The sequence below is a fragment of the Paenibacillus sp. J22P143 genome, from assembly GCF_059692035.1.
In genome coordinates this window covers 1-12,929 of record NZ_JCAUAQ010000011.1, presented here as the reverse complement: position 1 = coordinate 12,929, position 12,929 = coordinate 1, and the positions used below count along the sequence as shown (strand labels likewise).

At 47.6% G+C, this 12,929-nt stretch carries 14 protein-coding genes, 1 tRNA gene and 2 rRNA genes; 4 read left to right on the top strand and 13 right to left on the bottom strand.

Annotated features, from left to right (window positions below):
• Positions 1–23 precede the first annotated feature (23 nt).
• From AC58PQ_RS16510 to AC58PQ_RS16495, 4 genes are read left to right on the top strand one after another with little or no spacing between them, the layout of a single operon-like run.
• A complete protein-coding gene (locus AC58PQ_RS16510) occupies positions 24–1,229 on the top strand; it encodes an MFS transporter (protein WP_497243319.1) in 1,206 nt (401 codons plus the stop codon).
• A 50-nt stretch (positions 1,230–1,279) separates the two neighbouring features.
• Positions 1,280–1,882 (top strand): RNA polymerase sigma factor, encoded by a 603-nt coding sequence (locus tag AC58PQ_RS16505; RefSeq protein ID WP_497243317.1) that lies wholly within the window; start codon positions 1,280–1,282, stop codon positions 1,880–1,882.
• A complete protein-coding gene (locus tag AC58PQ_RS16500; RefSeq protein ID WP_497243315.1) occupies positions 1,879–2,355 on the top strand; it encodes a hypothetical protein in 477 nt (158 codons plus the stop codon). Before AC58PQ_RS16505 ends, AC58PQ_RS16500 begins: the two co-directional genes overlap by 4 nt.
• Positions 2,355–3,548, top strand: coding sequence for a hypothetical protein (locus tag AC58PQ_RS16495; RefSeq protein ID WP_497243313.1), 1,194 nt, complete (start codon positions 2,355–2,357; stop codon positions 3,546–3,548). The genes AC58PQ_RS16500 and AC58PQ_RS16495 overlap by 1 nt, the downstream gene beginning before the upstream one ends.
• 266 nt (positions 3,549–3,814) lie before the next feature.
• Here AC58PQ_RS16495 and AC58PQ_RS16490 read toward each other — a convergent pair whose 3' ends face one another.
• The 13 genes from AC58PQ_RS16490 to AC58PQ_RS16430 form a co-directional block, all read right to left on the bottom strand.
• Positions 3,815–3,985, bottom strand: a complete 171-nt coding sequence (locus AC58PQ_RS16490) for a small acid-soluble spore protein P (RefSeq protein ID WP_497243311.1) — start codon at positions 3,983–3,985, stop codon at positions 3,815–3,817.
• A 24-nt stretch (positions 3,986–4,009) separates the two neighbouring features.
• The gene (locus tag AC58PQ_RS16485; protein ID WP_497243308.1) at positions 4,010–4,159 is read right to left on the bottom strand and encodes a hypothetical protein; all 150 of its coding nucleotides are present in this window, start codon (positions 4,157–4,159) and stop codon (positions 4,010–4,012) included.
• Positions 4,160–4,179: 20 nt separating this feature from the next.
• Complete coding sequence (locus tag AC58PQ_RS16480; RefSeq protein ID WP_497243306.1) at positions 4,180–4,527, bottom strand: hypothetical protein; 348 nt, start codon at positions 4,525–4,527, stop codon at positions 4,180–4,182.
• A gap of 106 nt (positions 4,528–4,633) precedes the next feature.
• Positions 4,634–4,834, bottom strand: a complete 201-nt coding sequence (locus AC58PQ_RS16475; protein ID WP_497243304.1) for a hypothetical protein — start codon at positions 4,832–4,834, stop codon at positions 4,634–4,636.
• A 215-nt stretch (positions 4,835–5,049) separates the two neighbouring features.
• Positions 5,050–5,136, bottom strand: a tRNA-Ser gene (locus AC58PQ_RS16470).
• A gap of 84 nt (positions 5,137–5,220) precedes the next feature.
• Complete coding sequence (gene serS / locus AC58PQ_RS16465; protein ID WP_497243302.1) at positions 5,221–6,501, bottom strand: serine--tRNA ligase; 1,281 nt, start codon at positions 6,499–6,501, stop codon at positions 5,221–5,223.
• Positions 6,502–6,595: 94 nt separating this feature from the next.
• Positions 6,596–7,177: a pyridoxal 5'-phosphate synthase glutaminase subunit PdxT gene (pdxT, locus tag AC58PQ_RS16460; RefSeq protein WP_497243300.1), complete on the bottom strand. Its 582-nt coding sequence runs from the start codon at positions 7,175–7,177 to the stop codon at positions 6,596–6,598.
• Positions 7,177–8,058, bottom strand: coding sequence for a pyridoxal 5'-phosphate synthase lyase subunit PdxS (pdxS, locus tag AC58PQ_RS16455; protein WP_497243298.1), 882 nt, complete (start codon positions 8,056–8,058; stop codon positions 7,177–7,179). Before pdxS ends, pdxT begins: the two co-directional genes overlap by 1 nt.
• Before the next feature lie 120 nt (positions 8,059–8,178).
• Entirely contained in the window at positions 8,179–9,546 is a 1,368-nt protein-coding gene (locus AC58PQ_RS16450) for a D-alanyl-D-alanine carboxypeptidase family protein (protein WP_497243296.1), read from the bottom strand.
• Positions 9,547–9,676: 130 nt separating this feature from the next.
• Complete coding sequence (gene guaB / locus AC58PQ_RS16445; RefSeq protein ID WP_497243294.1) at positions 9,677–11,134, bottom strand: IMP dehydrogenase; 1,458 nt, start codon at positions 11,132–11,134, stop codon at positions 9,677–9,679.
• Between the two features lie 152 nt (positions 11,135–11,286).
• On the bottom strand, positions 11,287–12,489 hold the full coding sequence (locus AC58PQ_RS16440) for a putative glycoside hydrolase (protein ID WP_497243292.1): 1,203 nt from the start codon (positions 12,487–12,489) through the stop codon (positions 11,287–11,289).
• Positions 12,490–12,628: 139 nt separating this feature from the next.
• Positions 12,629–12,745 (bottom strand): 5S ribosomal RNA (gene rrf, locus AC58PQ_RS16435).
• Between the two features lie 71 nt (positions 12,746–12,816).
• Positions 12,817–12,929 (bottom strand): 23S ribosomal RNA (locus AC58PQ_RS16430); the annotation flags it as partial.

Genomic DNA, 12,929 nt, shown 5'->3' with positions numbered 1-12,929 from the left:
AATCGAAAGGAGTCCTCACTCCGATGACAACTCGCTCTATTCCATCCTATCGTATCCCGCTCTTCTGTGTGGTCACGATGCTCTTCTGGATGTCGATGTACACTAGCGTTCCGATCATGGCGCCTTACGTGGAGTTCCTCGGGGGAAGCCATCAGCTGGCTGGCTGGATTGTCGGCATGTACGGCATCTCACAGATGCTGCTGCGCATACCCGTAGGCATTATGTCGGATCGATTTCATAAAAGAAGACTGTTCATCACCTTCGGCCTTCTCTTCACCGCCATTACAGGGCTGGGGCTGTGGTTCACGCACGATTTTACGTGGATCTTAATCCTCCGAGCTCTTGCAGGGGCAGCCGCAGCGACTTGGGTTGATTTTACAGTGCTATTCACGAGCTACTACAAGCACGAGGAGTCTACCAAAGCGATCGGAACGATCTCCTTTTTCAACTCACTTGGTCAGGTGCTCGGCATACTTAGTGCGGGATGGGCAGCAGACCAGCTAGGGTGGGAATCCGTGTTCATTCTAGGTGCGGTGCTGGGCCTGCTCGGCATGGTCGGTTCCTTTTTCCTTATCGAAAAGGTAGAAAAAGACGCGCCCAAAATCACCCTTCGCGGGATCGGTGACGTGGCGACAGATCGCACGCTGCTATTCGTTTCACTGCTCGCTATTCTGTCTCAAGTGCTCATCTTCGCTACGGTGTTTGGGTTCACACCTGTTTATGCCACGCAGCTTGGCGCGGATAAATTCTCGCTCTCCCTGCTCTCTTTATTCGCTAACGTCCCTGTAGCGCTTGCCTCCTTGTTCGGTGGACGACGTTGGTCGATCCGGTACGGAGAGAAACGCATGGTTGTAGTTGGCTTTCTACTTATGGGCATTTTCACGTTTACGGTTCCGTTCACGCATCATCTCTGGCTCCTCATGATCACACAAGCGTTTGCCGGCTTTGGACGAGGGCTTTCGTTCACGCTGCTCATGGGGATGAGCATCAAGCATATGCCTGCGGATAAGCGGGCGACGGCGATGGGCTTTTTCCAAGCGATCTATGGGCTCGGTATGTTCATTGGACCTGTCCTTATGGGCATCATTGGTGACTATTTCTCGCTTAATCAAGGTTTTATTGTACTCGGCGTACTCGGAGCCTTCAGTGCACTACTCTCTTATCTGTTCGTTCAAAGCTCGGTTAGGAAACAGCCATTGGCGGCTAACAAATCTACAATTGCGCAATAATGGGAGCGAATCTCTCGATTCGCTCTTTTTTTCGTACAAGTGCAGGGGTAATGATTGGAAGCTTCGTCTATTCATGCGGAGAGGAGGAGAAGCATATTGAGGAGCACACACTAATTGATCGCATATTGAAAGGCGATGAATCGGCATTCCGTGAGCTGATTACAAGGTATCGTCCGTATATTTTGCAGACGATCTTTACGATTGTTCGTCATCAGAAGGATGCCGAGGACTTGTCCCAAGAGGTTTGGACCCGCATCTACTTTTCTCTCCCTCAGTATGAACGGAAAGGCCTGAAAACCTGGATGACCCGGATCGCAGTGAATCGAGCTATTGATTTCAAACGCGCGTCCAGTCGCCGTAAGGAAGACATCGTCGCCGAGCTGGAGAAGGCTATCTCGTCCACGGGTCCCCCTCATCCGGAGCACGCTGTGGAGCATGAGGTTTTGATCAAAGAAACAACAGAATTCGTACGTCAGAGGCTCGACCAAATCCCGACGAACTACCAGGATGTATTACTGGCCTATTATATTCATCATCAATCTTATCAAGATATCGCGAATGCCCAAGGTGTTACCATTAAAACCGTGGAATCTAAGCTGTACAGGGCCAAGCAATGGGTGAGAAATCACTGGAAGGAGGAGGAGTTTCGATGAACATTCAACACTATAACCAGCACGAATGGATGCAGTATATCGAGGAACATTTGTCGTCAGAAGTATGGGACGAGATGGAACATCATTTATACCGCTGTGATGCCTGTCTGGCAATCTACATGACCTGCATAGAGGGATCAGCAACACTACCGACCGTAGACGTCGAGGACACAGAGTCTTACATGAAAGGCATTATATCCCGAACGATAGGTACGAAGCCTGCTTGGTACCGCTCGACGATGTTCCACTATGGGGTCGCCGCTGCCGCGACGCTTGTACTTGTAGCAACAGGCTTTTTCCATGGCATATCGCAGGAATTAGGAACCTTTGGTGCCTTCAAGCCCGCTCCTCCTCTGGAAGCGCCATCCTCCCTTGAAGCCCAAGTTCCAATTTCCGATCACATCGTGAATAAAACCCTTACGTGGCTAGACACCTTACAAAATGAACACAAAGAGGGAGGTCTTCAACCTTGATGTCTAACAAAAGCAGTCTTGCTGCATTCCTACTGTCCTTCATACCCGGAGCGGGTCATTTGTACATGAACCGTAAGGGCCGGGGCTTTCTATACGGCTTCGTGTTCTTCGGACTCTGTTTCTTACTCTTTTTAGGTATAGCTTCACATGATGGTGACGAGTTTGCCATCCTTCTCGTCCCTATTGCCTTCACGTGGATTGCGAATATGGTGGATATGGTTATCTATTTATTGCGTTCCCCAGTACCTACTCCAGCAGCCCATCATCAACCGAATCCAGCCTATTATGGGCCTTATCCACCAGATCAGGGGATGCCGTCTTGGGATGCCGCTTCCTATTACGCTCAGCTAGCGGAAAAACAAGAAAGATCCAAAGTTCTCATGCTCTCCTTCATTCCTGGCGTTGGCCATTACCGGCTTGGACTTATGCAAAGAGGCCTTACGGCGATGGTCTCCTTCTTCGGGATCGCTATTCTCGTGTTCTTCATCACCATATTGACCCATAACGATGGCTTTATCGTTTTCCTGCTGGCGTTGCCAGTGCTCTGGTTTTACACGATGTTCGATGCGCTGAAACAGCTGGATCGCAAGCAAGCCGGGCTCGAGCTCGTGGATCGCAGTATGTTCGAGGATTTTCAACGCGACGAGCATGGACGCAAAAATCGGACGCTAGCCACGATTATCGCCATTTTCCCTGGCGCGGCGCACCTGTACTTATCCATGACCAAACGCGGTATCCAGTTAATGGCTGTGTTCCTATTCTCTGTTTATGTGCTGGATGTGCTGCGGCTCTCTCTGTTCTTTTTTCTGATCCCGATCCTGTGGTTCTTTAGCTTTTTCGATGCCCTGCAGAACATTTCTAAGTACGAAAATGGCACTCTGACCGACAAGCCTCTCGTCGAAAACTGGACAGCCTACCAACGTACTATTGGGGTTATTTTGATCGTACTAGGGGCTTATTATATCTTCAGTGATGTATTCGTACAATTCCTGTATCAATTTCTACCCGCATCGCGGAATTATATGTATTTGATCAACAATTTCAGTCAAACGCTGATTGTAGCTCTTCTCCTGATAGGGGGCGGCATTCGATTGTTAATGTATCGTAAGCAGCCGCTTAAACCCGCTTTTCCAGCTACCTATCCCACGCCCACGCCAGACAACTTAATAGACATAGAAAAAAAGAACCCCTAAGGGTTCTTTTTTCGTCGGCATTGATGATATTTCTTTGAACCAGTTACACGTAAACCTAAGTTAAATCTGCGTATAAAACACGGTAAGTGTCTTTAGCACATCGCCCTCCAGCCTGATTATAACAGGTAGAAAAGTCCTCTTTGCAATGGATGTTTCGCTTTCGCTAATTGCTCCAACGGAACCACACCTCTCTGCTTGCCGACAAATATAGTATGACCCGTTTACAGTTTTTTAATCATACTTATTAAAAAAAATTTCGATGCCCTTTATCCGCCGTGTCCATGGCCTTCTGCAGCATGTCCGCCGTGATGATTCTGATTCTTCACTTTCTTAGAACCAGATAAGGGCTCCTGATTACCGCCCGGATTATTTCGGTTTTTGACATTGCCATTGTTCACAAGATTGTCGCCTGCTGAATATGATTTCGGTTTAGACATATATCCCCATCCTCCTTTTACAAGTTAGGTGCCTTGGTGATTAAGCGCATCTTGATGCCGATGGTCATTGACCTTTTGCTGAATTTGCTGCGCATTATGGCTGTTTACCGCATTCGTTTCCAAATCCTTGGCCGCGTTTTGCAAATTTTTATCCGGACTCTTTTGCTTCGTCATCACGGTGTCCTCCTTCTTACTTACGCGTTGGTAACCTTCTGCAAAGCCTGCGCACACTCATGAATATGACGCACATAATCATCGATTAATGACTGCACGACGTCGCCGCGTTCGTCAATATGCGTGGTTCCTTGCTGTACATCGGTTAGCTCAACCTTCACTTCTCTGGCGTCCACATACGTCACTTTAAAATCAAATGAATAGCCGGTATGTCCCGCCGTCATAATGTGTACACGGATGGCATCCGCATCGCCCTCATCTGCCCATACCCTTGTCGTATCGGCGGGTTGCAACACAGTGGGCATGACGTTCATCCATTCTTTCACGAGTTCAGCTTGATCCACGCTAGGCTTATCTGATTTGCTCATAGGTAACACCTCCACATGATTAAAATGCGGAAGCCGCCCGTGTTTTATCCATGTAAAAAAACACCTACTCCCCAGCACGAATCGAATTCGTGCCCAGGGGTAAGTGCTAATTGCGATTGCTCATTTCACACTGAGCTGCAGAGCATATCCAGCATACGATATGTGCAGCAGGTGCAAACACACCCTCGCTTACACCGCTTGTAAGGCCATTCTCAGCTATCATTACACAGACTGGGCTTATAAGCTTATCTGTCTTCACATCGCGGTAGCTGGACTGTTTGTAGGCGCCCAGGTTCACACCTGCCATGCGCCAGCTTTAATGTGAACGTACCCGTAGCCGAATCGTAGTACTGTTCGTGACTTTTACGAGCTCATCCATGTCTGCAATACAATAAGCTACAATCGCATTACGATGTTGATTTTGTAAAGGGGCCAAAAACTTTCCCTCCTAAAAACAACAACAAAAAAAGCCACACGATTTCTAGAATCGCATGACTTTTTGGTTGGGTATTACCTTGGCTACGGAGAGGGTGGGATTCGAACCCACGGAGACCTTGCGACCTCGGCGGTTTTCAAGACCGCTGCCTTAAACCACTCGACCACCTCTCCACGATAGGCGTCTCTGATTAGAGAGACGACCTTGTGCAGTGACAAAAAGCATTGTAGCACATAATCATAACATGATGCAAGTGCTTATTTTTTCGTGATCACTTTCACGTTGTTCATGTACGGAACAAGCACGTCTGGAACGACGATCGAACCATCGGCTTGCTGGTAATTTTCAAGAATCGCAGCCACGGTTCGGCCCAACGCTAAGCCTGATCCATTCAGCGTATGCACGAATTCTGGCTTCGCCTTCGCATCCCGGCGGAAGCGAATGTTCGCTCTGCGGGCTTGGAAGTCTTCGAAGTTCGAGCAGCTTGAGATTTCGCGGTAGGCGCCGCTGTTAGGCAGCCATACTTCTAGATCGTACGTCTTCGCGGATGTGAAGCCAATATCACCTGTGCAGAGTGACAGCACACGATAAGGCAGCCTCAATAGCTGTAGGACGCGCTCAGCATGCCCTGTAAGCTTCTCCAACTCCTCGTAGGAGTCTTCGGGCTTCACAAGCTTTACAAGCTCAATTTTGTTGAATTGATGCTGTCTGATTAAGCCCCGTGTATCACGACCAGCGGATCCTGCTTCCGAACGGAAACAAGCACTGAACGCCACGAAGTTAACTGGCAGCTGTTCATTCGTTAGAATATCTTCACGGTGGTAATTCGTTACCGGTACTTCCGCTGTTGGAATTAGGAAATAGTCCGAATTCTCCAGCTTGAACACATCTTCCTCAAACTTCGGAAGTTGTCCCGTACCCGTCAGACTGTCACGGTTTACGATATAAGGAGGCAGCATTTCTTCATAACCATGCTCTTCGCTGTGCAGGTCCATCATGAAGTTAATCAATGCACGCTCCAAACGCGCGCCAAGTCCTTTATAGAATACGAAACGCGATCCCGTTACCTTCGCCGCTGCTTCGAAATCCAAGATGCCTAGCTCCTGTGCCACTTCCCAATGCGGCTTCACTTCGAAATCGAAGGAGGGAATCTCACCGATGCGGCGAACCTCCACGTTCTCTTCCTCTGTACGGCCCACAGGAACGCTTGCATGGGGCATATTCGGGATGGAGAGCAAGACCTGTTGTAAAGACTCGTCCAAGACACGAATCTCGTCATCGAGCTCTTTAATGCGGTCACCGACCACTTTCATTTCTTGAATCAGCTCGTCCGCATTCTCGCCAGCTCTTTTACGACCCGCTACTTCCTGGGACACCGTGTTACGGCGGTTCTTCAGCTGCTCGGTTTCTTGCAGTAGCTCTCTGCGCTTCACGTCTAAAGCTGTGAAACCATTAAGCTCCTCGATCTGCTTGCCGCGGTTTTGCATGGCAGCTTGTACAGCTGCTAAATCACTTCGAAGTAACTTTACATCAAACAAGGAGATTCCTCCGTTAGCGCAAAATGGGTTTATATATGGAAGCAAGCACCCATACCGGCAATCCCGGTTAACTCAAGGTGCTTGAACCGTTTTATTAGGCTTGTTGGCTTTGCTTTACCATGTCTAAGAAATAACTGTGCAGACGGAAATCATCCGTCAGCTCTGGGTGAAACGACGCCGCAAGGAGATGCCCTTGCCGCGCGGCAACGATCTGGCCGTCATACGTAGCCAATACATCCACATCCGGTCCCACCTTTTCGATAAGCGGGGCCCGAATGAACACCGCGCGAACGTTCTCGTCAATGCCTTTGATCGGCAAGTCCGTCTCAAAGCTTTCGCGTTGACGACCGAACGCGTTGCGAGCCACCGTAATATCCATCAGCTCAAGATGAGCTTCCGGTTGTCCGGTGATCTCTTTCGCGATGACGATCAACCCTGCACAGGTGCCGAAAATCGGCTTGCCTGCAGCAGAGAACTCACGCAGCGCATCGATGAAGTCATACGTACGCATGAGCTTACCGATCGTCGTACTTTCTCCGCCAGGGAGGATCATGCCATCAAGCTCAGCGAGCTGCTCGGTGCGTTTCACAACGACACCTTCCGCACCCGCCTTTTCAATCCCACGAATATGCTCCGCTACCGCGCCTTGCAGCGCGAGAACCCCAATCTTCGTCATTACCAGCCGCGCTCCTGCATACGCTCGGAAGCTTGGAGCTTGGAAATTTCGATTCCCTTCATAGGGGTACCCAGGTTTTTGGAGATTTCGGCGATCATTTTGTAGTCTGTGTAGTGCGTTACCGCTTCAACGATCGCTTTCGCGAACTTCTCTGGGCTGTCGGATTTGAAAATACCAGATCCAACGAATACACCGTCAGAACCAAGGTGCATCATAAGCGCTGCATCAGCAGGTGTAGCCACGCCGCCAGCTGCGAAGTTAACAACAGGCAATTTACCTGTTTGGTGAATTTGCAACAGAAGCTCATAAGGAGCGCCAAGCGTTTTCGCTTCAAACATCAACTCGTCCAAAGACATGCTTTGAACTTTACGAATTTGACCTTGAATCGTACGCATGTGACGAACCGCTTCAACGATGTTACCTGTCCCTGGCTCACCTTTGGTACGAAGCATGGATGCACCTTCACCAATACGACGCAAAGCTTCACCAAGATCGCGGCAACCACATACGAAAGGCACTGTGAAATCACGTTTGTTGATGTGGAATACTTCATCCGCAGGTGTTAGTACTTCACTCTCATCGATATAGTCAACGCCTAGGGATTCAAGAACCTTCGCTTCAACGAAGTGTCCAATTCTTGCTTTCGCCATGACTGGAATGGATACAACTCTCATCACATCTTCAACAATTGTTGGGTCAGCCATACGGGATACGCCACCAGCAGCACGAATGTCTGCAGGTACGCGCTCAAGTGCCATTACAGCGGACGCGCCAGCTGCTTCTGCGATTTTAGCTTGCTCGGCGTTCATAACGTCCATGATGACGCCGCCTTTTTGCATTTCGGCCATACCAGTTTTAACGCGGGAAGTTCCTGTTTCCATTCTTAATTTCCTCCTATAGCTTCTATGCAATTTCGGTGTAGTTCCCTACACGATTCGATAATAAACTTCTAAACAACAATTTTACATGAAGGAGGGGTAATATACAACCCATTTTCTGGCCTAAGAGCCGCCTTTAATCCCTTTGAACAGATCGCTGAAGAAGTTTTTTATGGAGCGGAACAGCAACCTGATCCAACTACCTTTTTGAACATCCCCATCTGCAATTAGTTCTACCGTTTTTTCTTGACCATTATAGCTTACTTTTACTTTCCCAAGTGTGTCGCCTTTGGCAATCGGAGCTACTAGCTTGCTCTCTTCAACCGACTCCGTCGTTACAACGAAATCAGTGTCTTTCGCGCCTTTTCTAGCAACAAAAGTTAGACCTGTTTTCGTAACAAGAGGTACTTCCAACTGTACACCCTTCTTAATGTTCACACTTTTCAAAGAATCTATCGGTTGTTTCGCATTCAAGAACGGTTTCATTTCAAAATTATTAAATCCATAGTCCAGCAACTTACGTGTTTCATTGAAACGTTCTGGTTCCGTCTTGGTGCCCATAACAACCGTGATCATACGCATGCCGTTACGTTCAGCCGTTCCTGTGAAGCAGTACCCTGCATCATCCGTAGAACCCGTTTTCAAACCGTCCAAACCTGTATACGCATACTTTTTAAAATTCGTGTTCGTGGAATTCCCTTCAAGCATCCAGTTCCAGTTGATCATAGGAGCCTTGTCCGTTGCTCTTAGCTTCAACGATGGAATTTTCGTAAACTCCAGAATTTCTTTATGATCCTTCAAAATATTATAAGCAAGAATCGCCGCATCGCGAGCGGTCATCTTGGTTTCACCCTCTATGGAAGCTGGCGGATTGATAAGATCAGCACGTGAAAGTCCTGTCGCACTAATAAAATGTGCCTTATCTGACATCCCAAGCTGTTTCGCTTTGTCATTCATCATTTTCGCAAAATTCTCTTCCGTTTGCCCAAGTAATTCAGCAAAAGCCACAGAAGCATCATTCGCGGAATAAATGGACATCGCATTGAACATATCTTTGAACGTCAGCGTTTCATTCTCGGCAATCAACTGACCAGAACCAATGACATCTGCCGCATTCTTACTGGCTGTCACGGGTGAGTCCCACTTAAATTTGCCCTCTTTGATGCTCTCCATCGCCAAATACTCCGTCATCATCTTCGCCATACTTGCCGGAGGGAAAGCTTCATCCGCATTCATTTGATATAGTACTGCTCCTGTGCTGGCTTCCATGATTATCGCAGATTTTGCAGCTACTTGAGGTTCATTCAGTGCGGGTGCGGGCGTTGTTCCTGCATTAGGCGCAGGTGTTGTTACCGCAGCGGGTTTTGGAGTTGCTGAAGGAGAAGGCGATGCCGCATAGGTTGGCTGTATATGTAAAAGTAAGGATTGAGCAATTAAGCTAACACCTAACACCAAAGCAACCTTTTTCTTTGTAAAACGTAAAAATCTCACAATTTCACTCTCCCTAAATGATGTTTGGATAACCGATATGACACGTTATATTGTAACACACTGTATTAGACAAAAAAAAGAAAACGTGGGTTCAACTCCCACGCCTCCAATTTCATCCATATTGTGACTATTACATCGAGTAGTTCGGTGCTTCTTTCGTAATTTGAATATCATGCGGATGGCTTTCTTTCAATCCTGCACCGGTTATACGAACGAATTGCGTATCATGAATAAGTTCATGAATGTTGCGCGCGCCGCAATACCCCATGCCGGAACGAAGTCCGCCCACCAGTTGATACACCGTGTCTGCCATAGGTCCTTTATAAGCAACACGACCCTCAATACCTTCCGGAACAAGCTTGCTCTCGTTCTCTTGGAAGTAACGATCCTTGCTGCCTTCCTTCATAGCGCCTAAGGAGCCCATTCCACGATACACCTTGAACTTCCGTCCTTGGAAAATCTCAGACTCACCCGGACTCTCTTCCGTCCCCGCAAAAAGACTACCGATCATAACTGCGCTAGCGCCCGCGGCAATCGCTTTAACCACATCACCGGAGTACTTGATACCGCCATCTGCGATAACCGGAACGCCAAACTCGGCAGCTGCTTGCGCACAATCATAAATCGCTGTAATTTGCGGAACACCAATCCCTGCAATAATACGAGTTGTACAGATCGATCCAGGACCGATCCCTACTTTCACCATAGAAGCTCCTGCTTTGATCAAATCACGCGTACCATCGCCTGTCGCCACGTTTCCTGCGATAATCGGCAGTTCTGGATATTGGGCTCTGAGCTTCTTCACAGTCTCTGCGATATTAATGTGATGTCCATGCGCAGAATCCACGACGATCACATCAATACCAGCTGTAACAAGCGCTGCGGCTCTCTCCAGCACATCTTTGGATACACCAACAGCTGCGCCTACAAGTAAGCGTCCTTGTGCATCCTTCGCCGAGTTAGGGAATTGAATCGCCTTCTCGATATCTTTAATCGTAATTAACCCTTTTAGACCAAAATTCTCATCTACTAAAGGCAACTTTTCAATCTTATGCTTCTGAAGGATGCCCTCAGCTTGCTGTAGCGTCGTTCCAACTGGCGCTGTCACAAGCCCTTCCTGCGTCATCACTTCTTTGATTTTAATAGAATAGTCATGCACAAAGCGCAAGTCACGGTTCGTCAAAATACCGACCAAACGGTTATCCGCATTCACAATCGGAACACCTGAAATACGGTATTTCGCCATTAACTCTTCGGCATCATAGACATGATGCTCAGGCGTTAATGAGAACGGGTTGGTGATAACGCCGCTTTCTGACCTTTTAACACGGTCAACATGCTCAGCTTGAAGCTCAATGGACATATTTTTATGAATAATTCCAATACCGCCTTCTCGGGCCATTGCAATCGCTAATGCTGATTCCGTCACTGTATCCATAGCGGAGCTGATGAACGGAATATTTAATTTCACGCCTGGCGCAAGCACAGTTGAAACGTCGATCTCCTTACCGAACACTTCAGACTTTCTTGGCACCAACAATACATCATCAAAAGTTAAGCCCTCTTTGCCAAACTTGTCTTCTCTCACAGCGTACCATGTCCTCCTTAAAGCCCTCTATCTGAAGAAAGCTTCAGCTCATTCTTTCGTATATGATTGCAATCTTAACAAAAGCCTATTTTTGGTGTCAAGGAAAAGGACGATCCAGCAGCTCCAACCATGCCTTGAATAAGTCAATTCCGTTAACGATAGGAGTAAGTGCTGCTTGGATTCCATAGCAAGAACTGCTCAACCCCTTGCTCCCTAGCCGCCTTAATCTGCTCCTTTACATCGAGAGTGCCATACTTCTTATGCGGCTTCACCCATGTGGCTGTAAAATCCTGATACCAAGGCCTGATCTGAGCGATCTGACCACTCGATTGGGCTAACTGACGATTTTTCCAATTGGCGTCGTTAATAGCTTGATGGATGATCGCGTATGGCTGCAAATCCGGATGTTTCACCCCATAAATCCCAGTCGTGTAGTGTGACGGATATAGCATCGGAGAAATAAAATGAACCTCTTTGCTGATCATCGCCCAGTCCTGTCCAATGCCCATATCATTAGGCAAGGACGTTGTTAAACCAAACACATCAGCGGAAATATACGCCTTATCACCAATCTGTTCCTTCGCTTTATGCAGAAAAGTTGCTATATCCTGCGCCTTACTTAGCTTCTGCGGGTTATCGAATTGGACCTCCCGATCAACCTTCTGCCCGTTCTCTGGGAACCTCACATAATCAAATTGGATCTCATCGAAACCCAGAGCAGCTACTTCCTTCGCGATTTGAATATTATAGTCCCATACCTCTGGTTTAAAAGGATCTACCCAAGCAATTCCTTTCGCATCCTTCCAGACACTTCCGTCTTTGTTTTTCATAGCGTACGTACTCTTCTTCTTACTTAAATAAGGATCCTTAAACACGACAAGCCTTGCAATTGTATAAATTTTCTTCTGCTTCAATCTCTGCAGCTTCGTTTTTATATCTTGTATAATGACGTGGCTATTCGCCCCGATCTCATTGACCAAAGGAACTGTTGAGGGATAGGTCACCTGACCGGAATCGTTCTTGACATCAATCACCATCGCGTTTAAATCCGTACGTTCTACCAGCTCAATTAATTGCTCAAATTTGTTGCCTACGGAGGACCATGCGGAAACGTAAATACCTTTCACGATCGGTTTGGCAGGCTTTTGAAAAGAAGGAGTTGCCGCAACGACTGGCATCTTCTTCGGCTCCTGTTTGGGCACAGGCTCCATGCTTCCTACTTGACTTAAGGAGTGAAGTGGATTGGTCTCCTCCTTCACTTCATCGATTTTGGTTGAGCAACCATTCATCATCAACGTTACTAACGAACAAAGACACACCCTGTTGATCCATCTCATGCTGCTTGTTGTCCTCATCGTCATCCCTCCTCGTAGGATTAGTATGGTTAAAAAAGCAACATTTACAGATGCAAAAAAAAGAGTCTTTCTGGAAAAAATCCAGAAAGACTCTTACAGAGCTGAGAGACTTTTGGCTCCACCAAAAGATCCCTATGTTGCTTGGCAACGTTCTACTCTCCCAGAACCCTGCGGTTCAAGTACCATCGACGCTGGAGGGCTTAACGGTCGTGTTCGAGATGGGAACGTGTGGGTCCCCTCCGCCATCATCACCAAACAGTCAAAGCGTTTGTTTGCGCCTTGAAAACTAGATACGAAACTTCACGTAAAGTTAAATCCTTAGGAATTTTGGTTAAGCCCTCGACCGATTAGTATTCGTCAGCTGCATACGTTACCGCACTTCCACCTCGAACCTATCAACCTCGTCGTCTACAAGGGGTCTTACATACTGGGAAATCTCA